Genomic DNA, 26,030 nt, shown 5'->3' on the forward strand with positions numbered 1-26,030 from the left:
CTGTGTCATAGGCTGCCTGGCGCGACATGCCTTACAACTGCGTTACACGAATCCGCGCCGGTTGCACCTGGATCGCACCGCTGACCTCTTGGGGCGCGACTTTGCCATGCCATTGCTCCAGCAACCCGGCAAGACGCTGCCGTGCGTGGCTCAGGTAGCGCTCCCGTACGTGGCCATACCCGCGAACGGCATCGGGCAATTGGGCCAATGAAACGGCCAGTGCCAGGTTGTCGACGCTCAGTCGGCCCAAGACTTCGTCCAGCAAGGATTCGTAGTCGGCCAGCCACTGCAGATCGACCTTGCGCTCATGAGTACGACCGAACGGGTCGAGCCAGGTGTTGCGCAGGACCTTAAGACCAGCGAGCACCTTGAACCCCTTCAGCATCCACGGCCCGTAGCTGCTCTTGCGCGGTGCCACCCCGGCGACAGCCTTGTGCAGAAGCGGTGGGGCCAGGTGAAAGCGCAGGCTGTACTCGCCTTCGAATCCGGCCTCGACCTTTTTCAGGAAATCGCCGTTGCTGTACAGGCGCGCTACCTCGTATTCGTCCTTGATCGCCAGAACCTTGAAATAATAGCGGGCAACGGCTTCGGTCAATGCTCCGGGTTGGCCTGCGAGGGCGGTTTCGGCCTTCATGAAACGCTCGACCCGCTCAAGATAGCGCTTCGCGTAAGCGGCATTCTGATAGTCGTTCAGGTACACCACACGTCGGGCGATGCGCTGCTCCAGCGTCTCGGCCAATTGGCGATCCGTGCCTTGAACCTTGAGTGCCTTGAGCCGGGCTTCCATGCGCGGTTTATCCACCGCCGCCCGACGGCCCCAGAGAAATGCCGTGCGGTTGAATGCCACTGCCGTGCCGTTGAGTTCGATGGCCTGCATCAGCGCCTGTTCACCCACCGGCAACCAGCCTTTCTGAAAGGCGAAGCCGAGCATGAAGGTGTTGGTGGCGATGGAGTCGCCCATCAAGGCCGTGGCCATCTGGCTGGCATCGATGAACAGCGCCTGTTCGGGCCCCACAGCGTCACTGATCTGCTGTGACATTCCCCCCGTGCGGAATACCGGGTCGGGATGGCTGAGCAAATCGCCACTTTCTGCCTGCCTGGCGAAGCTGCGCACGAAGGCGCTGGTAATGCTTTGTTCGGAGTTGATCACCGCGTGGGTCACACCCTGGCGCAGCTTGACCAGTGTTTCGGCGTTGGCACTGACCACCAGATCGCAACCGAGCAACAGGTCGACTTCGCCCTCGGCAATGCGCGGCGCATACAGCTGTTCCTGACGCTCGGCAATACGAATGTGCGACCACACTGCACCGCCTTTTTGCGCCATGCCGGCCATGTCCAGGTTCAGCACGCCTTTGCCTTCGATGAACGCCGCCATGCCCAGCAAGGCACCGATGGTCACCACGCCGGTGCCGCCCACCCCGGTGACCAGAATGCTGTAGGGCTGGTCCAGCGCCAGGGGCTGCGGCTCAGGCAAATCCCAGTGGTCTTCGGCGTTATCGGCCAACGCCGCCGGCTTGCGAGGTTTGCCGCCTTCCACGGTGACGAAACTTGGGCAGAAGCCTGACAGGCAGGTGAAGTCCTTGTTGCAGGACGATTGGTCGATTTCCCGCTTGCGACCGAACTCGGTCTCTACCGGCACCACCGACATGCAGTTGGACTGGCTGCTGCAATCGCCACAGCCTTCGCACACCGATTCGTTGATGACCACCCGGCGAGCCGGGTCGGCGAACTTGCCGCGCTTGCGCCGACGACGTTTTTCCGCGGCACAGGTCTGGTCATAGATCAGCGCCGACACATCGGCGTATTCGCGCAGCTGTTGCTGCACCTCTTCCATGTGTTCGCGGTGATAGACCGGTACGTCCGGCGCCAGGTCGGTGATGGCTTCATAGCGCTCCGGCTCGTCGGTGACCACGACAATGCGCTTCACCCCTTCGGCGGCCAGCTGACGGCTGATCTGCGCCACGCTCAGCGTGCCATCGACCGGCTGGCCTCCGGTCATCGCCACGGCGTCGTTGTAGAGAATCTTGTAGGTGATCGCGACCTTCGCCGCGACGGAGGCGCGAATGGCCAGCAACCCGGAGTGGAAGTAGGTGCCGTCGCCCAGGTTGGCGAACACGTGTCGGGTCTGAGTGAAGGGCGCCTGACCGATCCACGCCACGCCTTCGCCGCCCATCTGGCTGAACGTCTGGGTTTGCGGATAGATCCAGGCGGCCATGTAATGACAGCCGATGCCGGCCAACGCGCGGCTGCCTTCGGGGACCTTGGTCGAGGTGTTGTGCGGGCAGCCGGAGCAGTAATGCGGTACCCGCTCCATCAGGTTGGCCGGCGCCGCGCAGGCTCCCAGCTGCGCGTCGAGCACGGCCAGGCGCACCTGCAGCGGGCCGCTCTGATGCACACGTAGAATGCGCCGGGCCAGCGCGCGGGCGATCTGCGCCGGGGTCAGCTCGCCCACGGCCGGCAGCAACCAACCGGTGTGCGGCAGGCTCCATTCGCCTTTGTCATCGAACTTGCCGACGATGCGCGGGCGCACGTCTTCGCGCCAGTTGTACAGCTCTTCCTTGAGCTGGTACTCCAGCAGGTGGCGTTTCTCTTCGACCACGATGATCTCTTCCAGCCCTTCGGCGAACTGCCGAACACCTTCGGCGTCCAGCGGCCAGATCATGCCCACCTTGTAGACCCGCAGGCCGATCTGCTGCGCCAGTTCGTCGTCAATCCCGAGCATCTTCAACGCCTGGCAGACGTCCAGATACGACTTGCCCGAGGTGATGATGCCGATTCGGGCGCGAGCCGAGTCCTGTACCACCCGGTCGAGCTTGTTCGCCCGGGCGTAGGCCAGGGCGGCATACAGCTTGTGCTCGATGAGGCGTTTTTCCTGGGCCAGCGGCGGGTCCGGCCAGCGAATATTGAGGCCGCCTTCAGGCAATGGAATGTCGGGGATCACCGGCAGCGCGCGCTGCGGATCGAGATCGACGATGGCCGCGCTTTCCACGGTATCGGCCACGGCCTTCATTGCGACCCAGCAGCCGGAGTAGCGCGACATGGCCCAGCCGTGCAGGCCGTAGTCGAGGTATTCCTGCACCCCCGACGGCGCCAGCACCGGAATCATCACCGCCTTGAAAATATGCTCGGTCTGGTGCGGCAGTGAGGAGCTGCGTGCGCCGTGGTCGTCACCGGCCACCACCAGGACCCCGCCGAATCGGGACGTGCCGGCGGCGTTGGCGTGGCGGAACACATCGCCGCAGCGGTCAACGCCTGGCCCCTTGCCGTACCACATGCCGAACACGCCATCGTAGGTCGCGCCTTCGAACATGCTGACCTGTTGCGTGCCCCAGACCGAGGTCGCGGCCAGGTCTTCGTTGACGCCGGGATTGAAGACCGTGTGATGCGCCTTGAGGTGGTCACGCGCTTTCCACAACGCTTGGTCGAAACCGCCCAGCGGCGAGCCTCGATAACCGGAGATGAACCCAGCGGTATTCAGGCCGTTGGCGAGGTCGCGCTGGCGCTGCATCAAGGGCAGACGAACCAGCGCCTGCACGCCAGTGAGCAAGACTTTACCGGTGAGCTGGACATATTTGTCTTCCAGCGACGGGGTGGCGGACATGGCGGGTTCTCCAGGCGTGTTGTATGCGCGCCTGAGCGATGACACCCGGCGCTGCTGTTATGCCGCCGAGTCTAGGGAGGCACCTGCGCATCGTAAAATCACAAATTACGCAGGGTGGTATTGGCAAAACAGATACCTGGCCGTGGCGGTCGGCAAGCGTCGGTATTTCATCGATAGCACCCGGTAGTTGAGCGATAGCCTCATGCGTTGTCAGCCCTTGGGATGTGCCGTCTACTGCATAGCGTCATCCAGCGCCATGAGCGCTTGAGCTGGCAGTCGGCACACAATAAAAACAATCGGCATGACGGAGGTCGCACGATGCGAGAGTCCACGAGGGAGAAGTTCAACGAGGCGCTGTGCCTGGCGACCCTGTTGATCATCGCAGGTGAGTCCCAGGCCGCCGAGTACGACTTGGGCAACCCGGACTACAACCTGCGCTGGGACAACACCTTGCGTTACAACATTGGCGTACGGGCCAAGGATCAGGACCATGCGCTGGCCCGCAATGCCACCTATGACGAATCCGACTCCAAGTTCGACCGTGGCGATGTGGTGACCAATCGCGTGGACCTGATGAGCGAGCTGGAGCTGACCTACAAGCAGTACCAGGGCTTTCGCATCAGCGGTTCGGCCTGGTACGACCAGGCCTACGCCGACACCGACGACGAAACCGCCAGCGGCAACGTCTACTATGCTGGCGCACCCGCCGGCCCCAGTACGCCGAGCTATCGCGATGGTCATTACTCCAGCCAGACCCGGCGTTATCACCGGGGTTTCAGCGGTGAGTTGCTGGACGCTTTCGCCTTTACCCGTTTCGAACTGGGTGAAATACCGGTCAGCCTGCGCGCCGGTCGTCACACCGTGTATTGGGGCAACGGCCTGCTGATCGCCGGTCACGCCATGTCCTACTCACAGGCGCCCATCGACGGTCGCAAGGCCCTGGCCAATCCCGGCACCGAAACCCGGGAAATTTTCCTGCCGCTGACCCAGGTCTCGGCTCAGGCGCAGGTCACCGACAAGCTGTCGTTGGCGGCGCAGTATTTCCTGGAGTGGGACACCACCCGGGCGCCGGAAGGTGGCACCTACCTGGCGGCGGCCGACGTGGCGCTGCAGGGGCCGAACCAACTGCCGGTCGCCCCCGGTTATGCCTATCCCATCGTTGACCCCAAGACCCCGAAAAACGCCGGTAACTGGGGGGTGATGGCCACCTACAGCCTGGACTTCATGCACTCGGACCTGTCGCTGGCTTACCGCCAGTTCGATGATTACAACCCGTGGGGCCTGCAGGTCGGTTCCAATTTCGCTCGCTACGTGTACGCCGAGAACGTACGGCAATACAGCCTGGGTTGGTCGGCGGGCCCGGTGATGGGCGGGGCGTCGGTGGGCGTGGACGTGTCGTACCGGCAGAACGCCGCACTGCTGTCCAGCCGCTTCGGCCTGGACGATGATCAGGGCGCCCGTGGCGACACCTGGCACGTGGTCGCCAACAGTCTGTGGCTGTTGCCGCAGACGCGGTTTTTCGACACCGGGAATCTGATTACGGAAGTCGCCTACAGCCACTTGCAGCAGGTCACCAAGAACGCCGACCAGTTTCGCGGTGAAGGCTACGGCGGCTGCGTCGGCCAGAACAAGAACTGGGGCTGTGCGACACGCAACTACGTCGGCATGGCCGTCAACTTCACGCCGCAGTGGCTGGGGGTGTTTCCCGGCTGGAACCTCTCGGCGCCGATCAGTGTGGACTACGGCCTCTCCGGCAATGCCGCTACCGGCGGCGGGGCGCAGGGCAAATACAGCTACAAGGTCGGGATCAAGGGCGTGCTGGATGAGCGCTACGAAGTCACCCTGGCCTACATCGGCTACGGCAGCGACACCATCAAACGCAATGTTCCCGGTGTCGGCAATACGGTGGTCGGGGGCCGTGGCGATGTCGGGCTGACCGACCGCGACTGGGTATCGCTGACCCTGAGCACCGCTTTCTGACCCTTGTTCCCTCTGTCAAAACACTCACGGGAGATTTCCATGATGTCGATCCGCAACGGCTTGCTGGCGGGGGTACTGACACCTCTGCTTATCGCCCCCTGTTTCGCCGACCCCTCCAGTACTGCATCCGACCTCGGCCATCGGTTGACCCGCTTTGGCGCGACCGCCGCAGGCAATGCGGCAGGCACCATCCCGGCCTACGACGGCGGCCTCAAAGTACCGGCGGGCATGGTGCCCGGCGACGGCAACTGGCCCAATCCCTTTGCCAATGAAAAGCCCAGGTTGCGCATCACCGCCGCTAACGCCGATCAGTACGCCGACCAGCTCGGCGCCGGGCAGATGCAGTTGCTCAAACGCAACCCGTCCACTTACTACCTGGAGGTTTACCCGACCCACCGCACTGCGGCCTACCCGGAAAACTTCCTCGCCGCGACCCAGCGCAACGCTAGTAACCCTGAATGCAAGACGTTGAACGGCGGCCTGTCGATGGCCGAGGCCTGCCGTGGCGGTCTGCCGTTTCCGTTGCCCAAGGACGGCATGCAGGTGATGTGGAATTACCTGCTCAATTATCAGGGCGTCAACGGCTGGGACTGGAATCACAGTGCCTGGGTGGTGAATCAGGGCCGGCCGACCCTGACCAATACCAACCGCTCCACGGGCGAAAAACCCTTTTATCAAGTCGACGTTCCGGCGCGGGATCCCAAGATCGGCACGCGTATCTGGTCGCGGACCATCGCTCCGGCGCGCAACGCAGGGCAGGCATCCGGCTATTGGGACTACCTCGATCCGGTGGCCGAAGACCGCTACGCCTGGAGCTATTCCACAGGCCAGCGTCGGGTGCGCAAGGCCCCCGAGTTTGCCTACGACACGCCCAACTCGGCGTTTGGCGGGGTGGCGTTCTATGACGAGATCTTCCTGTTTTCCGGAAAGATGGATCGCTTCGACTGGAAACTGCTGGGCACCAAGGAAATGTTCATTCCCTACAGTAACTACGACCTGAAGTGGAAATGCGACATGGACACCAAACTGATGCCCAAACACATCAATCCGGCCTGCGAGCGCTGGGAGTTGCATCGCGTCTGGGTGGTCGAGGCCACGCGCAAGGACGGCGTGCGCCATGCGCAGAAGAAACGCCGCTACTACATCGACGAAGACACCTTCGGTGCGGCGCTCTACGACGCCTGGGATGACAGCGGCGAGCTGTTCCGCACAGGGTCGCAATACAACATTCAGGCCTACGGCATCCCCAACGCTCCACAGGAGGATTCGTATTCGCTGTACGACTTTACGCGTGATCAGTACGGCATGTTCGGCAACGGCCCGACCCACTATCGCCAGGAACCGGTGGCCGAGCGCGAGGCCAATCCGCAAACCATCGCAGGCGGTGCGACCCGTTGAACGGACAGAGGAGTCAGAGCATGAATCGTCTTCAAGGAAAGGTCGCAGTGATCACCGGCGCTGGCAGCGGCATCGGCAAGGCCTCTGCGCAATTGTTCGCGGCGCAGGGCGCACGGGTGCTGGTGACAGACCTGTTTTCCCATAGCGCCCAAGCCGTGGCGCAATCGATCAACGAGGCCGGTGGCCAGGCGCACTGGCTGCAGGTGGATGTGGGTGAGGAATGCCAGCTCAAGGCGATGGTCGACGCCGCAATCGAGCACTTCGGGCGCCTGGACGTGCTGTACAACAACGCCGTAAGCAAGAACCCGCAAACCGCCCGCGATGTGGATTTCATCGACTTCAACGAGGCGCTGTTCCACACCAACATGCGGGTCAATGTGCTCGGTGGGGTGCTGGCCTGCAAGTGGGCATTGCCGTTCATGCTGGAGCAGGGCAGCGGCTCGATCATCTTCACCTCGTCCACCAGTTCCATTGCCGGTGAGGTGGCGCAGTTCAGCTACGGCGCCTCCAAGGCGGCGGTGAACTGGTACGTGCAGACCATCGCCGCCACCTTCGGTAAACGCGGCATTCGCTGCAACGGCATTTTGCCGGGGGTGATCCGCACGCCTGCGCTGCAGGGCTGGGCCAATGAGGCCATGACCCAGGCCTTTCTCGACATTCAGAACGTCCCGCGCCTGGGCGAGCCGGACGACATCGCACAGATGGCGCTGTTTCTCGCCAGCGACGAGTCAACCTACATCAACGGTGCGCTGATGCGGGTGGACGGTGGCATGAGCTGCGCCACGCCGATGGTACCGGTGGTGCGCGCGCTGCTGTGAGCAGCGGATAAGCATTCATTCAACACGACTTCATTAAGAGGGCTTCGATCATGGGATTGAAACAGGAACAGCGCGTCCGCGAATTCTGTCAGGCGTGGGGCGACGGTACGGCGGGCTCACGGCCTGCGGTGGAGCAAATTCTTGCGATGCTCAGCGAGGACGCGGTCTGGCAGTTGTGGGTGCCGGGCGGTCCGGTGATTCGCGGTCGCGAAGCGCTGCGTCAGGAGATCCTGAGGCAGATGAGTTACGTGACCCACAACCTGTGTACGATCAAACACATTGTCTCCTCCGACAGCATCGTCATGACCGAGCGTGATGACTATGCGGTGTCAGGCGGCAGGCCGATGCCGCACTCGATGGTCGCGGTGTTCGAACTCGATGCGCAAGGTTTGATCTGCGCCTGGCGCGAATACCTCGACACCGCAGACCTTGCACAAAAGAAAGGCGTGCCGCTGGAGCACGTCGGCGGACCTGCGCTGGCCTGAGCACCGACTGGACACTGGAGGAAAGCACATGGAAACGCCGGACATGGAAACATCACAGACACCGGGCAATGCCGATCAGCTACTGGAGAGCAAGCTGCGACGCTGCGTCGAGCAGGCCGTGGGCGGTCAGGTCACCGCCATGCAGCGATTGATTCGCTGGCGCCCGGCGTGGAATGTCGAGGTGCTGCGCGACGGCAAGGTCATGGGTGTGCACATTCGCGGCGAGCGTGGCGGCGACGTCAGCCCGTTTCCCGACCTGCGACGAGAAGCACAGATCCTCACCCTGCTGCATGAACAGGGCATCCCGATGCCGCGCATCTACGGGTTTTGTGAAGACCCGCAGGCCATCATCATGGAGCTGGTACCCGGCACCCGCGATGTCAAGGCGGCCACCGATGACCAAGAACGCAGCTCGGTGGCCCGGCAATGGGTGCGAGCCATGGCCGCGATGCACCAATTGCCGCTGCCGCCGTTCGTGCAGATGGGCATCAAGAACCAGTCCAGCGCTGACGAGATTGCCCTGGCAGGGCTTGAGGCCTATTACCCGCTGTACCAGCGCAACAAGACGCAACCTGAACCGCTGGCCGAGTTCGCCCTCGGCTGGCTGCGCCGCAATGTACCGCAGCACCGCACCCGCGCGGCCTTCGTGCAATACGATTCGGGCCAATACCTGTTCGAAGCGGGTCAGGTCAACGCGCTGTACGATTTCGAATTCGCGCTGATCGGCGACCCTCTGGCGGACCTGGCCTCGGCCCGGATGCGCGACAACTATGAGCCGTTGGGCGAGTCCTTCAGCGAGTTGTATCGCTATTATCAACAGTTGACCGGCGAGCCGGCGGAGCCCGACGTGGTGCGCTATCACACCGTGCTGTTCGCCACGGTCAGCACCTTGCAGTTTTCCTCGACAGTGGCCACGCCGCAGCCCGGTGATCCGCACGACACCTATCTGGAGTTCGATCTGGCCTTGCGCAGGGTGGTGGTACACGCGCTGGCCGAAGCCATGGGGGTGCCGATCATTGCAGCGCAGCAGACCCTGCAGGCCCAAGGGCCCAACCATGGGTTATTGACCATGCTCAGCGATGCACTGGCGCAGGTCTGGATCGACGATCCGTTTCAGCAATCCAGGCTGACGTCGGTCAACAAACTGGTGGAATACCTGAGCTGCGCCGACGCCATGACCCTGACCCTGCAAGCGCAGGATCGGCAAGAGGCCCAGACCTTGCTCGGCCATGACCTTGCACACGGGCAGTCCCTCGACGCCGCATTGGAGACATTCGTCGCCCAGGCCGGACCCGAACACGACCGGGCGCTGCTGACGCTGTTCATGTCGCAGATCGAGCGCCGGGTGCAGGTATTTGGTAAGACCGCCATTGGTGGCTCGGCCAGTCACATCGACCTTCCTCCTCTCTGAACCTTGCGCTGCCAACAGGAGCTTTTTGCATGCCTGAGCAAACCCCTTTCAACCGGCAATACGGGCCATGGGCCCTGATCGCCGGAGCGTCCCACGGTGTCGGCGCAGCCTTCGCCCGTGCCTTGGCCCGCCAGGGCCTTAACTGCGTGCTGGTTGCCCGGCGCGAACCTGCCTTGCAGGCGCTGCGTCAGGAGCTGGTCGATACCTACGCGGTGGAGGTGCTGGTGATCGCCGCAGACCTCAGCCAGGCAGGCGTCGTCGAGCACATCCAGGCGCGTATCGCCGAGCGCGAAATCGGCCTGCTGATCTACAACGCGGGGGGCGATCCCTACCTCACGCGTTTTCTCGCCAGCTCGATAGAGGACTGGTCGTCGCTGCTGCGGCTCAACAGCCAGACAGTCATGGAAAGTTGCCACCTGTTCGGCCAGCCCATGCTCGAACGCCAGCGCGGCGGCGTGATCCTGGTGGGTTCACAGGCGGCACTCGGTGGCATCCGCAAGCTGGCCATGTACTGCGCAACCAAGGCGTTCATGCTCAATCTGGGCGAAGCGTTATGGGCCGAATGGAAGGATCTCGGCGTGCACGTGCTCAACGTGCTGATCGGCACCGTGGACACGCCGACCATGCGCGAGGCTATGGTCCGGCTGGGCGTTGCCGATGCGTTGACGATGACCTTGCCCAGCGCCGAAGACATCGTGGTCGACGCCTTGCGCCAGCTACCCCACGGCCCGACATTCATACACCCCGAAGACACCCGCGACGGCGCACAGGCCGGGCAGGCGCGGCGTGCGCATGTGCTGGAAAAAACCGCTGAAGCCGCGGTGTTCATCGGTACCGATTGAGCCCTTTTCATTGCCCGAGTAGCCGTTATGAAGACCTTCGATTCCACCGAGTTCAAACAGGGCTGGCGCATTCTGCTGCTGGCATTGGTGGGGGTTGCCACCAGCTCAAGCTCGCTGTTGCTGTACAGCTTCAGCTCCATGGTAGTGCCGCTGGAACAGAGCCTGGGCTGGCCGCGCAGCGAGCTGCAGGCGGCCATCACCGCCTTGTCGCTGGGCACCATCGTGGCCTCGCAACTGGCCGGTTGGTTGAACCTGCGCTACGGCCTGCGACGGGTAACAGTGTGCTCGCTTATTGCCCTGACGCTGAGCCTGCTGACGCTGACCCGTCTTGGCGAGTCGATCTGGTGGCTGTACCTGGGGTTTTTTCTGGTGCCGCTGGCCGGTCTGGGTACGTTACAAATCACCTGGTCGCATCTGGTCAACCTGTGGTTCGAAGAAAATCGCGGCCTGGCTCTGGCCGTCATCCTCAGTGGCTCGGGCCTGGCGGCCATCGGGCTGCCGTTGCTGACCACCTGGGCGGTGACGCGCTGGAACTGGCAGACCGGCTTCATCGCGCTGGCGGCCTTGCCTGTGCTGCTGGCCTTGCCGCTGGCACTGCGCTGGCTGATGCCGCAACACACGGCGCCGGCAGTGGCGTTGCCGCCCGAGCGCACCACCCACCGCTCGGGTCTGTTGCTGGCACAAGCGTTGCGTTCCTGGCGGTTCTGGGTGTGCAACCTGTCGATGACCCTGGTGGTGTCGTGCGTGGTCGGTCTGGTCACCAACATCGTGCCCTTGTTGCAGGACCGTGGCCTGAGTGCCATGGCCGCAGGGCAGGTGTTCAGCACCTTTGGTATTTCCCTGATTCTGGGTCGATTGCTGGTGGGTTACTTGATCGACCGCCTGTGGGCCCCGGGAGTGGCCGCGCTGGCGTTGCTGATGCCAGCGTTCGCCTGTGTGATTTTCGCCGTCGTAGCGCCAGACCCGCGCTGGTACATCCTCGCCACGCTGTTGGTGGGCGTCGGTGCAGGGGCCGAGTTCGACATCGCCGCGTTCCTGATCGCCCGTTATTTCGGCATGCGTGATTACGGTCGTCTGTTCGGCGCGCATCTGGGCCTGATCACCGCTGGCGCGGCCATCTCACCCTTGCTGTTTGGCGCATTGCTCAAATCCACGGGCAGTTATCAATTGATGCTAATGGCGTGCTGCGCCTGTTTTGTCGTGGGCCCGCTGCTGCTTCTGAGCCTGGGTGGCTACCCGACCTTTGCCGACAGTTCGAATCTGCACAGTCATCCTGCGCAATAAAAGTGGAACAGATTTCCAATATCTGTTCTATTATTCCGCTCATTCGTTTGCTGACCACAATAATTACAAGGAGTCCGCCATGCGTGCCGCTGTTATTCACGAACGCAACGCCCCACCCGTCGTTGAAGAATTTCGCGAACCCCAACCCCTTGAGGGCTCGGTGCTGATCAACGTCGACACTGCGGGTCTGGGCGGCTGGGATGTGCTCGGGGCTTACCGGCTGGGCGTCAGTTATCCCTGCGTGATTCGCGGCGAAGGGGTAGGGCACACGGCAGAAGGGCGTCGGGTGTATTTCGGCGAACGCTCGGTGCAGCCCTTCGGCGCCTGGGCCGAGCGCACCCTGGTGCCTCGCGAAGAGGTGTGGGAAGTCCCCGACGACGTCGACGATCGCACGGCCATCAGCATGGGCATAGCCGCCACGGGGGCCGTAGTGCCGTTGGAACTGGCGAAGATTCAAAAGGGTGAAAAGGTCTTGATCCTCGGCGCCACCGGCACCTTGGGGCTGATTGCCCTGCAGTTGGCACGCTCGCTGGGTGCCGGCCGGGTGGTGGGTGCAGCGCGTTCCGCGCAGGCACTGGCCGGACTCAAGTCCCGTGGCTTGGCCGATGAAGTGGTGGCGCTGGGTGGCGAAGATGATACGGCAGCGCTCAAGGACGCCGCCGACGGTGGATTCGACGTGGTGCTGGATCTGGTCTGTGGCCAGCCGTTGTTGTCTTCGCTGAAGGCGACCAACTGGGGCGCGCGGATCATGACCATCGGCACCGGTGCCGGGCGCAAGATCGACCTGGACATTGCCGATCTGTTATTCCGCAATCTCTCGTGCATCGGCACAGGCCAGCGTCCGCCTGCCGACCGTGAGCAGATCTGGTTGCGCCTGCTGCGCATAGCGCGCGAACAGCAGATTCAGGTGGATTACGCCGATTACAGCCTCGATCAGGCAGCGGACGCCTGGGCGGCGCAAGTCGCCGGGCCGCACGCCAAGATCGTGGCGAAGATCGCGCGCTGAGCCGCACGCTCAGCGCAACAGACGAAATTGCTCCGGGGTCAGACCGGTTTCCTTGCGAAACGCCGCCGTGAACGCAGCGGCATTCTGAAAACCGCTTTGATAAGCCACTTGTTTTACCAGCCAGCGCGGATCGCTGAGCAGGGCTTTGGCCCTGTTGATACGCGCTTGGGCGGCATAGCGGCGCAGGGTCAGCCCGGTGGTGTTTTTGAAACATTGCGAAAGCCGCCGCACCGACAACTCGCAGAGCTGCGCCATGTCGTGCAGCGAGGGCTGTTGCTGGACCGCAGCGTTGAGCACTTCGGTGATACGTCGCAGTTGCACCGGCGACAGTTTGCCGTCGCAACGTGCTGCCACCTGACGCCCCAGGTATTCGCGGCGCAGGTCCAGCGCGATGCCGGTGAGCAGGTACTCGCTGTGCAATTCGCTGGCAAAGCCTGGTGCGGACACCTCTTGAGCAAGGCGCTGCAAGGAGGCTCGCAGGAAGACGTTCTGCACGTTGAGCATGCTGTCGTGCAGGCAGGCATCCCAGTCCCAGCGCCAGGCCGCCAGCGGGCCGAGGGTGGCAGGGTTAAACAGGCAGATCAGGGCCTTTTGCCGGCGCGCGTCATGGGCCAGGTGAAAGGAGGTATCAGGGGGAATGAACAGCAGCGAACCGAGCGGTTTGAAGTGTTCGCCATTGCGCCCACCGAAGCTGCCGCGGTTGCCCACCGGACGCGGGCGCTGTGGCTCGTCAGTGAGCAGCAGGCGGATCAGGCAACTGCCGTGGGTTTCGATCAGGGCCATGCCGTCAGTGGGCCAGGTCGCCCGTTCCAGGCGGATGTCGAAGTCTTTCTGGACCAGTGAAGCCTCGGTGCTGAAGTCACCACGCAGGGTGTTATCGCATTCGATGTAGTCAATGGCGTTCATGTTCTACCCTCAGCGGTTTTTATTGTGGGTGCTGAATGAGGTCGATGCTTGCAAAACCTGTCGCCGGTGGAGTGTATCCAGTGAAACCGATCCGGTAATTCATAAAAACAAGACTCAGGTATTGGAAAAACCAATGGCCAAAGGCAACGACATTTCATTGCGCCAGTTGCGCTATTTCGTGGCGGCGGCCGATGCCGGGCAGTTCTCGCAGGCCGCTTTGCGGGTGCATGTTTCGCAGTCGGCCGTCACCGCCGCGGTGTTGCAGCTCGAAGAAGTGCTGGGCGCCAGCCTGTTCGACCGCCTGCCTTACGGCGTCACGCTGACCGCAGAAGGGCACAAGTTCGAACAGTACGCGCGGCACATTCTCGAAACGCTGCAGGACGCCCTGAGCGAGCCGCTGTTCCACAGTCGCACCGTGTCGGGCAGCGTGCGCGTCGGCGCGTCGTACACGGTACTCGGCTACTTTCTTCCGTCGCTGCTGGCACGCTTCAAACGCAGCTATCCGCAAGTCGATATCGACCTGCAGGACCTTGACCGCATAAACATCGAGAGCGCCGTTGCCCAGGGCAGCCTGGACCTTGGGTTGGTCATCATCTCGAACACGCAAAACATGCATTTATTTGAACACCAGGTGCTGATCCGTTCACCCAGGCGCTTGTGGTTGTCGAGTCAACATCCCTTGGCCGCAAGCGCAACGATTCGCCTTGAGGATGTGGCCGAGCACGCCTACATCCTGGCCACGGTGGATGAGGGCGAGGTGTCGACCGCCCGTTACTGGCAGCAAAAGGGCCTGTCGCCGCAGGTGGCATTGCGCACCTCATCGATGGAGGCGCTGCGCGGTTTGGTCGCTCATGGGTTCGGAGTGACCATTCTGTCGGACATGCTCTATCGCGCCTGGTCGCTGGAGGGCAAGAAGATCGACATTCGCCCGCTGGCCGATCCGGTGCCGCCCATGGAACTGGGCCTGATCTGGCACCCGCAAGCCTGCCTGAGCGCAGCCGCGCAAGCGTTTCGGCAGTTCCTGCTCATGGCCTGTGCCAGTTGACACGCGCATCACCCAATGACCGTTTCGCGCCTGCGCTGCATGGCACGACCGTGACGCTGCACCCCTAAAAACAACAAGGAGAACACCATGCTCATCGATGTCCACGCACACCTGCTTACCAAAGGCATGCTCAACCAGCATGAGTTCTGGGGCCCGTTCATGAAAACCGGTGGCCTGACGGTGGGGCATTTTTCATTGGGTACCAAACAGCCCGCTAAAGCGGCGACCGACGAAGAAGCCCAGGCCAATTTGCTCAGCCGCATGACCCACGCCAGCCGACGTGCGTTGATGGCCGAGCGGGGTGTCGACAAGCTCGTGCTGTCGACGCCGTCACACGCTTTCATGTACTGGGCGGCGGAGTTCGGTACGGAATACGCGAAAATCTGCAACGACGAAATCGCCGCGTTTTGCCGCGTCGATCCCGATCACTTCGATTTCTGGTGCCACGCCAACCTGGCCGATCCGCAGGCGGCCGTGCGCGAAATCGATCGGGCGGTAAGGGTGCTCGGTGCCAAGGGCGTGTGTGTAGGCGGGGCCAACTTCAATGGCCTGGAAGCCCACGATGAGCGGCTGTTCCCGGTCTGGGAAAAACTCTCGGAACTGGACGTGCCGATCATGGTGCACGGCTACAACCAGTCGATATGGCTGGGCGAGCGGCACACCGAAGACCGCTTCGAGACCACCTCCATCGTCGGCGACTGCGTCGATGAGACGCTGTTTTTCTGGTACCTGATCAACGGCGGGGCGCTGGACGTGTTCCCCAATCTGAAGACCTACATCACCCACGCCGGTGGCATGGCGGTGTTTCAACTAGGGCGTCTGAGCGAGCTGAATCGAGCCATGGCCCCGGATTCACGCAACAAAAAGCCGTTGATGGAATACATGGACAATTTCTACTTCGATCTCGACGTGCACGCCCCGGGATTGCGGCGCGGGGTTGCGGAAGTGGTGGGCAGTCATCGGCTGCTCTATGGGACCAATTTCGGCGGCGCCTACGATCACGGTGATCTGACCCAAGGACTTGGACTGAGCGACGCCGACCGTGAGCGTATACGCAGCAAAAACGCGATCGAGTTGCTCAAGCTCAGCGTGCCCACGCCGGTGGTCTGAGGACTGCACGCGCTATCGCGAGCCGCGTTACCGCCGGCTCGCGATAGGCCTGGTGTCAGGCCTGTTGCGCGTTACGCGCCTTGACCATGGCTGCGAAATCGCGCTTGAGCTGAGGGAAATAAGCGATTTGGCCGCCCATGCCACCGGCGATGTCGATGGAGGCGGCGCTGATGAAATTCGCGTATTCGCTGGCCAGGAACAGCGCCATCCCGGCCACGTCCTCCGGCTTGCCGTAACGCCCGATCGGCACGACCTTCATGACCATCGCGTCGAATTCCTCGCGGCTCACGCCAGGCCCCATCTCTTTGTAATGACGGTCCCACTGGCCGGTGTCGATCCAGCCCATGTTCAGGCTGTTAACCAGAATGTTGTCCTTGGGCAGCGACATGCCCAGGGTTTTGGACAGGGCGATGCATGAGGCCCGGTTGATGACCGACGGGATGCCATCGGGCGTGGGGATCGCGCCTGCCAGGGCGTTAATTTCGATGATCCGTCCCCAGCGCTGTTCACGCATGTACGGCACCACCGCCTGAACGAAGCGAAAGTGGCCCATCTGCAAGACATTGGCGTGTTCAAGGATGGCTTCCGGGGTGAGGGTGTCCAGATTACCGCCGCGTCCTTGGCCGGCGTTATTCACCAGCACATCGACGCCGCCCCAGGCCTGTGCAACTTCCGAGACGAAGCCTTGCACGGCTGCGCTGTCCGTGACATCCACCGCCCGAGCAATGACCGCCTGCGCCCGCTCTGCCAGAACCTGTCCCGCCTCGCGGACGGCATGCTCGCTGCGTGCGCAAATGGCGACGCGCGCGCCCTCGTTGGCAAAAGCCTTGGCAATCGCGAGGCCGATACCCCTTGAGCCTCCCGTGATGATGACGCGTTTGGCGCTCAGGTCGATGTTCATCAGTTTTCCTCTTTTTGTCGTTATGTGAGGCGTTCGAGCCGCAGCTGGCGGGGCCTTGGCCCACCGGAGCCCGCCTGGCCGCAGCGTTTGAGTATGCAACGGCTGACAGGCGTCGGCATGGGTAATGGAATCTTTAATTGAACATTAATAAATAATGTGTGCAGTATTGCCCTGTCGGCCAGCGTGCGCAAGGTCGCCGGGCAACCGGACTGAACGCCACTCGTAATTCTGTATATAGAACGTGAATCTTTATGTGGAATTATAGGAAGAGATCCATTACCTTGAGATTCAGCTGACGAGGTGGCCTTAAACCGAGGTAGGAAGAACCTCAGGAGCCCATCGTCCGGGCTGGAATCGCAACGCGATCTTTCCAGGAGCAGAGCGCGAACCAGCAGAGCCCGGATGCACATAAACGACTGAAAATAAAAATAAAAGGTAGTTTGTATGAGAGAGATGACCAACCCGGGTCGCGTAGCGTTGACCCACGGTGCAATCACCCTGTTGATGCTTGGATGCGGGCAAGGCGCCATTGCCGCATCGTTCGATCTGCCTAACCCTGATTACCGTCTGCGCTGGGACAATACCGTGCGCTACAACTTGGGTATGCGCACCGACGGCCAGAACAGTCGCATCATGAACACCCCCAACTATGACGAGTCGGACGGCAAGTTCGATCGGGGCGATATTGTTACAAATCGGCTGGATGTGTTAACCGAAATCGACTTCTCCTACCTCAACGATTGGGGCGCGCGTCTAAGCGCCGCCGGCTGGTATGACCAGGCTTACCATGACGATAACGTCAAAAGTAACGTGCCCGGCTATGCCACCAGCTATCAGAACGATCATTACAGCGGCGAGGTGAAACGCTACGTGCAGGGCCCGTCGGGCGAGATTCTCGACGCGTTTTTGTGGCGCAACTTCGTCATCGGCGACACGCCCGTCAACGTCAAGGCTGGCCGGCACACCAACTACTGGGGTGAGGGCCTGTTGTTCGGCGCGCACTCGGTTTCCTATTCCCAGGCGCCCAGCGACGGTGTGAAGGCGGCCACCAGCCCCGGTATCGAAACCAAGGAAGTGTTCCTGCCGGTCGGACAGGTGTCGGCCAAGGCACAGGTCACCGACAACCTGTCGGTCGCCGGTCAGTACTTCTATGAGTGGGAACCTACGCGGATTCCCTACGGCGGTACCTATTTCGGCGGGGCAGACCCATTGTTCGAGGGGCCTGACCGCCTGCCGCTCGCGGCCAATGGCTCGGTATTCCAGCGCCAGAATTCGCGCTTTGGCCGTGACGGCAAGAACTGGGGCGTCATGGCCAAACTCAACGTGGAAGCACTGGAGTCGACCTTCGGGGCCTACTACCGCGAGTTCGATGACTACCAGCCCTGGCTTGCGCCGCAGATCAAGGCCTCTTCCGGGTTGTACCGGGTGGTCTATCCACGAGGCGTGAAATTGGCGGGCTTGAGTTTTGCGCGAGTGATCAACACCGTCGCCGTCGGCAGCGAGGTGTCCTATCGCATGAACGGCGCCCTGAACGCCACCGGGGTCAGCACCGTCGACAACGAGGGTCCGCGCGGCGATACCTTGCACTTCGTGGCCAACGCGGTGTACGGCGTACCCCGTAACTTCATTTCGGAAAACGCCACGCTGGTCGGCGAATTCGCCTACAGCCACCTGCTGCGTGTCACTGAACATGACGAGTTGTACAAAGGTGCCGGGACTGCCGCCTGTACCAACGCCCGCACGCCCACCATCGCCGGTTCCGGCAGTGAGTCGGACGGCTGCTCTTCGAAAAACTACTACGCGATGGCGGTCAACTACACCCCGCAGTACATCTCGATCTTCCCATCATGGGACCTGGATGTCCCGCTGACCGTCAACTACGGCCTGCACGGTAACGCCCCCACCGCGGGCGGCGGTAACGAAGGCGCGCTGTCCTATTCGGTTGGCGTCAAATTCACCTACGCCCAGCTGTATGAGTTCGGTCTGCGTTACGCCGACACTGAAGCGCGCTCCAAAAACCTGACCAACGGGACGATCGCCGGCAACGGTAACGTCGGCGGCACGGATCGCGGATGGCTGGCGTTCACCTTCAAAACCTCATTCTGACAAATCTAATAAGAAGTGGAGTAAGCCTGTATGAAACGACAACTTGCCTTATCCCTTGTGCTGACAGGCTTTGCTACCTGCAGCCTGGCTGCGGTGCCAGCCAACGAAGCTGCGGAAATCGGCAAGACCCTGACGCCGTTCGGTGCCTTGCTGGCTGGTAATGCTGACGGCAGCATTCCCGCCTACACCGGCGGTCTGACCACCGCTCCGGCGGGTTTCAAGCCGGAAAGCGGTTTCTGGGTCGATCCGTTCAAGGACGAGAAACCGTTGTTTCGCATCGACTCGAAAAACGTCGACAAATATGCCGATAAACTCAGCGAGGGGCAGAAAACCCTGCTGAAGAAATACCCCGATTACTACCTGGACATCTATCCGTCTCATCGCACCACCGCCTACCCCAAGGCCGTGCTGGATGCGACCGCACGCAATGCCACCAGCTGCCAGATCCAGAAGGACGGCCTGGCGGTCGACACCGCTTGCCGCGGCGGTCTGCCGTTCCCGATTCCCAAGACCGGCAATGAGGTGATGTGGAACCAGCAGGTGCGCTACAAGATCGGCACCGGTTACTCGACCACGTCTTCGTCCAACAGCTGGGTCGTCGACTCCAACGGTTCGATCACCAAGACCGCCGAACAGGCCACCTTCGAAGAAACCCCGTACTACCAGGTCACTCAGCAGGACCGCGATCCGATGATGTACGCGCGGGTATTCTCCCGCAACGACTACCCGGCGCGCCGTTCGGGCGAAGTGGTGCTGCTCAACGACTACCTGGATCCGCAAGCCAAGGCGCGCCGCTCCTACAGCTATTCGCCGGGCCAGCGCCGGGTGAAACTGGCGCCAGAATTCGCCTTCGACACGCCGGTGGCCAGCCAGGGCGGCGTGACCTTGTTCGACGAACTGCAGATGTTTTCCGGCAGTCAGGACCGCTTCGATTACAAGCTGGTCGGGCGCAAGGAGATGTACATCCCGTACAACGCCTACAAGTTCTATTTCAGCGCGAAACAGGATGAGCAATTCAAGCCGCACTTTGCCAATCCGGAGAACGAGCGCTGGGAGCTGCATCGGGTGTGGGTGGTCGAAGCCACGCTCAAGCCGGGCATGCGCCACGTGTATGGCAAGCGCACTTACTACCTCGACGAAGACACCTACGGCGTGGGTCTGTATGACGCCTGGGACAAGAGCGGGGCGCTGTATCGCTCGATCTTCCTCAGCGGCGTGCAGCTATACGACAAGACCATTCCCTACAACGTGAAAAACGTGGTCTACGACTTCAACAAAGGCATGTATGCGCTGCTCAACGACGGCCTCAAAGGCGGTTACAAATTCGTCGATAAGCCGCTGGCCGAACGCGACATGAACATGGAAGCGATCGTTGCACGGGTTACCCAGCGCTGATACGTGCAGCTTGATGCAAGGATCGGTAACGGCATCGCGTCATAACGGATGCCGTTGCCTTGGGCGTGAAGCAATACCATCGGGTGACCGTTTCAGGCCGCCCGCATGAGGATAAAAATAATGATTAGCCCTGAACCCCATGCCGCTTGCCAGGCGGCACAGGCCCCGTTAAAGCCGGCGCGCGCCTGGCCTGCCACCTTTCGTGCCTGCGTGCTCGCTGCCTGCTTGATGAGCGCGATACACCCGGTGCACGCCGCTCCCGTCGGTGAGGTGCTGGAGACCCCCGCGCAGACCGTTGACGAACGCTTGCCGGTCCCGGTGTTGTCGGTGGCCAGGGCCGGCGAGGCGCTGATCGGCGTAGGCCCGCACGGCGTCATCCAGCGCTCGGTCGATGCGGGACAGAACTGGCAGCAGGTCACAAGCCCGGTGTCCAGCGACCTGGTTCAAGTGCGCTTCATCGATGATCGAAACGGATGGATCGTCGGCCATGACTCCCTGGTGATGCACAGCAGCGATGCAGGGAAAAGCTGGCAGGTGCAGCTCGACGGTCGCAGTCTGCTCACGCTGTTGCATGATTATTACCAACCGTTGGCCGACAAGGGCGACGACGCAGCGGCGCAGGTGCTTAACGAAGTCGCCACGGCCAGCGGCAGCACGGCCACCCCTGGCGTGCTCGCCGCGCCGTTTCTGGATGTGCTGTTCGATGGGCACGGCAATGGCTTCGTCGCCGGTGCCTTTGGCATGCTGCTGCACAGCACCGACAACGGCGCGCACTGGCAGCCATGGGTCGAACGCAGTGACAACGAACGGCGCATGCATTTGTACGGCCTGGCGCAACGGGACGGCGTGTTCTATATCAGCGGCGAACAGGGCCTGCTGCTCAAACAGGACGTCGCCGGCGAGCGCTTCACCCATATCGAATTGCCCTATGCCGGAACGCTGTTTGGCGTCGCGGCGCTGAACGATGTGCTGCTGGTCCACGGGCTGCGCGGCAACCTCTACGCCAGCCGCGATGAGGGTCAGCAGTGGCAGAAGATCGACACCGGTATTGCCTCCAGCCTGGTGAATATCATCAGTCAGGGGAACCGCTGGCTGGTGGTCGGGCAGGGCGGTGAACTGGCCGGGCTCGACCGCCGGACCCTGGAAGTGAACACCTTGCCTCGGGTACCGGGCGGCGAGGTCTATGGCGCCAGCGACAGCGGCAAACCGGGCGAACTGCTGGTGTCGCGCTTCTCAGGCGCCAAGGTCGTGAATATCGCCACCGCCGAATGATCTCGGCAATGCACTGCAACTGCAACGGCCGCTATGGCTGGCACGCATCTTCAACGGGAATGCAGCGATGGTAGAGCAAAAGTACAACAGCGGAATGCCGGTGATTCCAGACCTCAAGGACTTCGACATGAACTCCGGCGGCCTGCTGGAGCGCGTGATCTTCAACAACCGCATTCCGGTGATCATCGGCTGCTTGTTGGCGACCCTGATTCTCGGGTTTTTCGCGACCCGCCTTCAGGTCAACGCCAGCTTCGAGAAAATGATTCCCAGCGCCAGCCCCTATATCAAGAATTACCTGACGTACAAAAGCGAGCTGCCGGGACTGGGCAATACCATCCGCATCGTGGTCGAGAACAAGACCGGCGACATCTACGACCCCGAGTACCTGCAAACCTTGCAGAAGGTCAACGACACGCTGTATCTGATCCCCGGCGTCGATCGCTCGTGGATGAAGTCGCTGTGGATGCCGATCGTACGCTGGAAAGAAGTGACCGAAGAAGGTATCGAGGGCGGCGCCGTGATGCCCGCCGATTACAACGCCAGCGCGGCGTCGATCGACAAGCTGCGGCAGAACATTGCCCGCGCCAACATCATGGGCAATCTGGTCGCCAATAACAGCCAGTCGAGCATGATCGTCGCGCCGCTGCTGGAAACCAATCCGCAAACCGGACAGGCGCTCGATTACGGCGAATTTTCCAGGCAACTGGAAAGCCAGATCCGCGTGCTGCAAAGCGGCAAGGTCGGCATTCACATCGTCGGATTCAGCAAGCTGGTCGGTGATCTGATCGACGGCCTGTACGCGGTGATGATGTTCTTTGGCATCTCGGTGGTCATCGCTGCGCTGTTCGTCTATCTCTACACCCGCTGCCTGCGCAGTACGCTGCTGCTGGTAGGGGTGGCGATTGCCGGGGTGATCTGGCTTCTGGGCCTGATGGAATTACTGGGTTATTCGCTGGATCCATATTCGATCCTGGTGCCGTTTCTGATCTTTGCGATCGGCCTGTCCCATGGCACGCAGAAGATGAACGGCATCCTGCAGGACATCGGTCGCGGCACGCACAAATACATCGCGGCGCGTTACACCTTTCGCCGCCTGTTCCTCACCGGGCTGACGGCGCTGCTGACCAATATCGTGGGCTTCGCGGTGCTGGTGATCATCGACATCCCGGTAATCCGTGACCTCGCGCTGACCACCAGCATTGGCGTCGCGGTATTGATCTTCACCAAGCTGCTGCTGATTCCGGTGGCGCTGTCCTACCTGGGCGTGAGCAAGAAAGCGGCACGCATCGCCATCGAGAAAGACCGCGCCGGGGAAGCCAACAAAGGCTTGCTGGGCCGCATCTGGCGCGGCCTGGACCGTTTCACCGAGCGCCGCTGGGCCACGTTGGTGATCGTCGCCTCGCTGCTGGTGACCGCTGGCGGCAGCGCGGTGATGATGCACCTGAAGGTGGGTGACCTCGACCCGGGGGCGCCGGAGTTACGGCCGGATTCGCGCTACAACCTGGACAGCGCCTTCATCTCGAAAAACTATGGGCTGTCCAGTGATCAGTTCGTGGTGATCATGACCACCCCCGAAGACAGCTGCCGCCTGTACCCGGCGTTGCAGGCCATGGATCGCCTGGCCTGGCGCCTGCGCCAGACGCCCGGTGTACAAACCACCAACTCCTTGCCCGAGGCCGTCAGGTTCATTACCTCGGGTATGGCCGAAGGCAGCGGCAAGTGGCTGACCATCAGCCGAGACCAGGCCATCACCAATGCCTCGGTGGACGCTGCGATGATCTCCCAACCCGGCATCACCAATCAGAAATGCTCGGTGACGCCGCTGGTGGCCTACCTGGCCGATCACAAGGCTGACACGCTCAATCGGGTGTTGACCGTCGCCCAGGATTTCGCGGATCAAAGCAAGGCGTCCGGCGTCGCCGATCAGCCGCAGTTTCTGTTGGCGGCAGGTAACGCGGGGATCGAAGCGGCGACCAATATCGAGGTCGAGAAAGGCATCATCACCATGTACTTTGCGGTGTACGGCGCCACGGCGCTGCTGTGCCTGCTGACCTTCCGCAGCTGGCGCGCGACGCTGGTCGCGCTGATTCCGCTGGTCATGACCACGATCATCTGCAAGGCGTTGATGGTCTGGCTGGGCATCGGTCTGAAGGTCGCAACGTTGCCGGTGATCGCCGTTGGGGTCGGGGTCGGCGTGGACTACGCCCTGTACTTGCTGAGTGTGCAATTGGCGGTGCAGGCACGCGGCGGTTCGCTGGCCACGGCCTATCGCCGTTCGCTGGACTTCACCGGCCGGGTGGTCGCGTTGATTGGCCTGACCATGGCCGCAGGTGTGATCACCTGGGCCTGGTCGCCGATCAAGTTCCAGGCCGACATGGGCATCCTGCTGACGTTCATGTTCCTGTGGAACATGCTCGGTGCGCTGGTGCTGATTCCTGCGCTGTCGCATTACCTGCTCAACCCCAAGGCGCGCAACGACACCGAATTGGACGAAGTGAATGCGCCAGGTTCCAGCGATACCGTGCTGCCCAAGGATCGCCCGAAAACGCACTCGGCGGCCATCGTCGCCCACTGACGCAGGCTTGCGATGACACGGCTCAGCGCAGCCAGCCAATAACAACAACCGCTGCCAGGCCAGCGGGACAAGCGAAAAAGCACAAGGGGAAAGGGTATGTTCGATTTGTTGATGAGTGCCGACATGATGGTGCCGGACCCGGATGCCATGACCGAAAAACTGGTCGATAAGCTCGGCATCCACAAGCATGAACGCTGGCGTCAGGCATTCGATAACCATCCGTACATCGCGCACTTTTTGCGGGTGCATAAGTCGTTGGCCGTCTCGCCGACCCGCGTCGAACCTCAGTGGCACCTGGACCGACCGAACCCGGGTGACCCGTTGTTCCATGACTTTCTGGAAAGCCTCAAGGCGTTTCAGGGCCGCCACCGACCGATGATCACCCATTCCATCGTGCTGGCGATCCACGGCGACAAGTTCAACGCACTGGTGCAAAAACTCATGGAGCGGCGCCTGCCGTTCCGCATGGCCCAGCGTACCGAGGAGATGCCCTTCGATCGCCTGTGGTTGGGCGTGACCCCGGAAAATCCCATTTACGAGCCTTCGGTGGACGGTGGCCTGTGCATTGAAATCATGCCCATGGAGCCGTTGCAGATGCCGGCGGACACCTTCGCCCAACCGCCGGTACAGCCTCGCGATCCGAAGCCCGGCGACATGGTTCGCGTGACCGCCCGCGGGTTTCTGGTGCGTGATCTGGACCAGACCCTGCGTCGCTGTGCAGCGAACCTGGACTGGGAGCCCAGCGGTGCTGTGCAAACCCTGCAGGAGGAGGGTTACCGCCGCGCCCGCATGGGCTTCACCCTGGCCAACAGCGCGACGCTGGACATCATCGAAGCCACGCGCTGGGACAGCGAGGCCGGCGTGTATCTGAACAGCTGGGGCCCCGGCCCGTACTACATCCGCATCGGCGTGCACGGCCTTGAAGCCAAGGCCGAGGACCTGCGCGCGCGGGGTACGGCGTTCAAATGGATCGAAGCCAGCGAAGCCGTGGGTGGCAAGCCGCTGATCCGTATCGATCCCCGGGAACTGGACGGCCAGTTGTTTGAGTTCGAGGAGTGCTGAGATGAGTGACGAGCCTTTGCAGCCGCAACGAACGACGCTGATCAACGACGCCGTGACCATCGAACGCGACGGCGCCGTGGGGTGGCTGGTGCTGACCCGCCCCGGACAGATCAATGCCATTAACGACCAGATTCGTCACGGTGTCCCGCAAGCCTTGCGCCTGCTGGACGCCGACCCCGACATCCGGGTCATCGTGATTCGCGGCCAAGGTGAGCGCGGGTTCTGTGCCGGTGCCGATATCAAGGAGCGCCGTGGCGAAGAGACCGCGCTGCAGGTGCGCCAGCGGATACAGGGCTCACGCTGGATCAGCAGCCTGGACAGCATCGAGAAGCCAGTCATCGCGGCGATTCACGGTTATTGCATGGGCGGCGGCCTGGAACTGGCGCTGGCATGCGATATTCGCTTTGCCGCGCCCGATGCCATCTTCGCACTGCCGGAAACCGGTCTGGGCCTTATCCCCGGTGGCGGCGGCACCCAGCGTCTGTCGCGGGTGGTCGCGCCGGGACGCGCGCTGGACATGCTGCTTACGGGCGATCGCATGAACGCGCAAGAGGCGCGCAACATCGGCCTGGTCAGTCGCCTGGCCAGTGACGCGACAGCCCTTTTGAGCGAAGTCCTGGCCTTCGCCCAGCGCATTGCCGCCAAGCCGCCTGCGGCCTCGGCGTCGGTTAAACGAGCGGCCCGGGCGGCGCTGGAACTGGACCTCAAGAGCGGGCTGGACCTGGAACTTGACCTGTTCGCGCTGCTGGCGCCGAGCAAGGACGCCAAGGAAGCGGCCCAAGCCTTCGCCGAGCGGCGCGAGCCGCGTTTTACCGGCGAGTGAACAGCTGACC

19 protein-coding genes are annotated in these 26,030 nt (G+C 62.1%); 16 read left to right on the plus strand and 3 right to left on the minus strand.

Annotated elements, in window-relative coordinates:
- Positions 1–31 precede the first annotated feature (31 nt).
- Positions 32–3,601, minus strand: a complete 3,570-nt coding sequence (locus B3I26_RS23460; protein WP_296261204.1) for an indolepyruvate ferredoxin oxidoreductase family protein — start codon at positions 3,599–3,601, stop codon at positions 32–34.
- Between the two features lie 318 nt (positions 3,602–3,919).
- On the opposite strand from B3I26_RS23460, the gene B3I26_RS23465 reads away from it, so the two are divergent.
- The 8 genes from B3I26_RS23465 to B3I26_RS23500 all read left to right on the plus strand — a co-directional run bounded on the left by B3I26_RS23465 (position 3,920) and on the right by B3I26_RS23500 (position 12,825).
- Positions 3,920–5,581, plus strand: coding sequence for a DUF1302 domain-containing protein (locus B3I26_RS23465; protein ID WP_296261205.1), 1,662 nt, complete (start codon positions 3,920–3,922; stop codon positions 5,579–5,581).
- Positions 5,582–5,620: 39 nt separating this feature from the next.
- A complete protein-coding gene (locus B3I26_RS23470) occupies positions 5,621–6,979 on the plus strand; it encodes a DUF1329 domain-containing protein (RefSeq protein ID WP_296261207.1) in 1,359 nt (452 codons plus the stop codon).
- 20 nt (positions 6,980–6,999) lie between these two features.
- Positions 7,000–7,797: an SDR family NAD(P)-dependent oxidoreductase gene (locus tag B3I26_RS23475; protein ID WP_296261208.1), complete on the plus strand. Its 798-nt coding sequence runs from the start codon at positions 7,000–7,002 to the stop codon at positions 7,795–7,797.
- 50 nt (positions 7,798–7,847) lie between these two features.
- Positions 7,848–8,282: a nuclear transport factor 2 family protein gene (locus B3I26_RS23480; RefSeq protein WP_296261211.1), complete on the plus strand. Its 435-nt coding sequence runs from the start codon at positions 7,848–7,850 to the stop codon at positions 8,280–8,282.
- A 43-nt stretch (positions 8,283–8,325) separates the two neighbouring features.
- A complete protein-coding gene (locus B3I26_RS23485) occupies positions 8,326–9,693 on the plus strand; it encodes a phosphotransferase family protein (RefSeq protein WP_296261213.1) in 1,368 nt (455 codons plus the stop codon).
- A 29-nt stretch (positions 9,694–9,722) separates the two neighbouring features.
- Complete coding sequence (locus B3I26_RS23490; protein WP_296261215.1) at positions 9,723–10,535, plus strand: SDR family NAD(P)-dependent oxidoreductase; 813 nt, start codon at positions 9,723–9,725, stop codon at positions 10,533–10,535.
- Positions 10,536–10,562: 27 nt separating this feature from the next.
- A complete protein-coding gene (locus tag B3I26_RS23495) occupies positions 10,563–11,819 on the plus strand; it encodes an MFS transporter (RefSeq protein ID WP_296261217.1) in 1,257 nt (418 codons plus the stop codon).
- Positions 11,820–11,898: 79 nt separating this feature from the next.
- Entirely contained in the window at positions 11,899–12,825 is a 927-nt protein-coding gene (locus tag B3I26_RS23500) for a quinone oxidoreductase family protein (RefSeq protein WP_296261218.1), read from the plus strand.
- Between the two features lie 9 nt (positions 12,826–12,834).
- On the opposite strand, the gene B3I26_RS23505 is transcribed toward B3I26_RS23500, so the two are convergent.
- Positions 12,835–13,731: a helix-turn-helix transcriptional regulator gene (locus B3I26_RS23505; protein ID WP_296261219.1), complete on the minus strand. Its 897-nt coding sequence runs from the start codon at positions 13,729–13,731 to the stop codon at positions 12,835–12,837.
- Between the two features lie 133 nt (positions 13,732–13,864).
- On the opposite strand from B3I26_RS23505, the gene B3I26_RS23510 reads away from it, so the two are divergent.
- Positions 13,865–14,776 (plus strand): LysR family transcriptional regulator, encoded by a 912-nt coding sequence (locus B3I26_RS23510; RefSeq protein WP_296261220.1) that lies wholly within the window; start codon positions 13,865–13,867, stop codon positions 14,774–14,776.
- Positions 14,777–14,863: 87 nt separating this feature from the next.
- Positions 14,864–15,886: an amidohydrolase family protein gene (locus B3I26_RS23515; protein WP_296261221.1), complete on the plus strand. Its 1,023-nt coding sequence runs from the start codon at positions 14,864–14,866 to the stop codon at positions 15,884–15,886.
- 55 nt (positions 15,887–15,941) lie between these two features.
- Here B3I26_RS23515 and B3I26_RS23520 read toward each other — a convergent pair whose 3' ends face one another.
- On the minus strand, positions 15,942–16,787 hold the full coding sequence (locus B3I26_RS23520; protein WP_296261222.1) for an SDR family oxidoreductase: 846 nt from the start codon (positions 16,785–16,787) through the stop codon (positions 15,942–15,944).
- Positions 16,788–17,231: 444 nt separating this feature from the next.
- Between B3I26_RS23520 and B3I26_RS23525 the strand changes: the two genes are divergently transcribed.
- From B3I26_RS23525 to B3I26_RS23550, 6 genes are all read left to right on the plus strand, one after another.
- The gene (locus B3I26_RS23525) at positions 17,232–18,893 is read left to right on the plus strand and encodes a DUF1302 domain-containing protein (RefSeq protein WP_296261225.1); all 1,662 of its coding nucleotides are present in this window, start codon (positions 17,232–17,234) and stop codon (positions 18,891–18,893) included.
- Between the two features lie 30 nt (positions 18,894–18,923).
- Positions 18,924–20,288: a DUF1329 domain-containing protein gene (locus tag B3I26_RS23530; RefSeq protein ID WP_296261227.1), complete on the plus strand. Its 1,365-nt coding sequence runs from the start codon at positions 18,924–18,926 to the stop codon at positions 20,286–20,288.
- 120 nt (positions 20,289–20,408) lie between these two features.
- Positions 20,409–21,560 (plus strand): WD40/YVTN/BNR-like repeat-containing protein, encoded by a 1,152-nt coding sequence (locus B3I26_RS23535; RefSeq protein WP_296261228.1) that lies wholly within the window; start codon positions 20,409–20,411, stop codon positions 21,558–21,560.
- Positions 21,561–21,627: 67 nt separating this feature from the next.
- Positions 21,628–24,135 (plus strand): efflux RND transporter permease subunit, encoded by a 2,508-nt coding sequence (locus B3I26_RS23540; RefSeq protein ID WP_296261231.1) that lies wholly within the window; start codon positions 21,628–21,630, stop codon positions 24,133–24,135.
- Positions 24,136–24,231: 96 nt separating this feature from the next.
- Entirely contained in the window at positions 24,232–25,197 is a 966-nt protein-coding gene (locus tag B3I26_RS23545; RefSeq protein WP_296261232.1) for a lactoylglutathione lyase, read from the plus strand.
- Position 25,198: 1 nt separating this feature from the next.
- Complete coding sequence (locus B3I26_RS23550; RefSeq protein ID WP_296261234.1) at positions 25,199–26,020, plus strand: enoyl-CoA hydratase/isomerase family protein; 822 nt, start codon at positions 25,199–25,201, stop codon at positions 26,018–26,020.
- Positions 26,021–26,030 lie beyond the last annotated feature (10 nt).

The organism is Pseudomonas sp. UBA5706 (genome assembly GCF_002419965.1).
Classification (GTDB): domain Bacteria; phylum Pseudomonadota; class Gammaproteobacteria; order Pseudomonadales; family Pseudomonadaceae; genus Aquipseudomonas.

Excerpts from the sequence above, each read along its gene's own strand:
- B3I26_RS23460 (WP_296261204.1), bottom strand. The coding sequence starts at position 3,601 with ATGTCCGCCACCCCGTCGCTGGAAGACAAATATGTCCAGCTCACCGGT.
- B3I26_RS23465 (WP_296261205.1), top strand. The coding sequence starts at position 3,920 with ATGCGAGAGTCCACGAGGGAGAAGTTCAACGAGGCGCTGTGCCTGGCG.
- B3I26_RS23470 (WP_296261207.1), top strand. The coding sequence starts at position 5,621 with ATGATGTCGATCCGCAACGGCTTGCTGGCGGGGGTACTGACACCTCTG.
- B3I26_RS23475 (WP_296261208.1), top strand. The coding sequence starts at position 7,000 with ATGAATCGTCTTCAAGGAAAGGTCGCAGTGATCACCGGCGCTGGCAGC.
- B3I26_RS23480 (WP_296261211.1), top strand. The coding sequence starts at position 7,848 with ATGGGATTGAAACAGGAACAGCGCGTCCGCGAATTCTGTCAGGCGTGG.
- B3I26_RS23485 (WP_296261213.1), top strand. The coding sequence starts at position 8,326 with ATGGAAACATCACAGACACCGGGCAATGCCGATCAGCTACTGGAGAGC.
- B3I26_RS23490 (WP_296261215.1), top strand. The coding sequence starts at position 9,723 with ATGCCTGAGCAAACCCCTTTCAACCGGCAATACGGGCCATGGGCCCTG.
- B3I26_RS23495 (WP_296261217.1), top strand. The coding sequence starts at position 10,563 with ATGAAGACCTTCGATTCCACCGAGTTCAAACAGGGCTGGCGCATTCTG.
- B3I26_RS23500 (WP_296261218.1), top strand. The coding sequence starts at position 11,899 with ATGCGTGCCGCTGTTATTCACGAACGCAACGCCCCACCCGTCGTTGAA.
- B3I26_RS23505 (WP_296261219.1), bottom strand. The coding sequence starts at position 13,731 with ATGAACGCCATTGACTACATCGAATGCGATAACACCCTGCGTGGTGAC.
- B3I26_RS23510 (WP_296261220.1), top strand. The coding sequence starts at position 13,865 with ATGGCCAAAGGCAACGACATTTCATTGCGCCAGTTGCGCTATTTCGTG.
- B3I26_RS23515 (WP_296261221.1), top strand. The coding sequence starts at position 14,864 with ATGCTCATCGATGTCCACGCACACCTGCTTACCAAAGGCATGCTCAAC.
- B3I26_RS23520 (WP_296261222.1), bottom strand. The coding sequence starts at position 16,787 with ATGAACATCGACCTGAGCGCCAAACGCGTCATCATCACGGGAGGCTCA.
- B3I26_RS23525 (WP_296261225.1), top strand. The coding sequence starts at position 17,232 with ATGAGAGAGATGACCAACCCGGGTCGCGTAGCGTTGACCCACGGTGCA.
- B3I26_RS23530 (WP_296261227.1), top strand. The coding sequence starts at position 18,924 with ATGAAACGACAACTTGCCTTATCCCTTGTGCTGACAGGCTTTGCTACC.
- B3I26_RS23535 (WP_296261228.1), top strand. The coding sequence starts at position 20,409 with ATGATTAGCCCTGAACCCCATGCCGCTTGCCAGGCGGCACAGGCCCCG.
- B3I26_RS23540 (WP_296261231.1), top strand. The coding sequence starts at position 21,628 with ATGGTAGAGCAAAAGTACAACAGCGGAATGCCGGTGATTCCAGACCTC.
- B3I26_RS23545 (WP_296261232.1), top strand. The coding sequence starts at position 24,232 with ATGTTCGATTTGTTGATGAGTGCCGACATGATGGTGCCGGACCCGGAT.
- B3I26_RS23550 (WP_296261234.1), top strand. The coding sequence starts at position 25,199 with ATGAGTGACGAGCCTTTGCAGCCGCAACGAACGACGCTGATCAACGAC.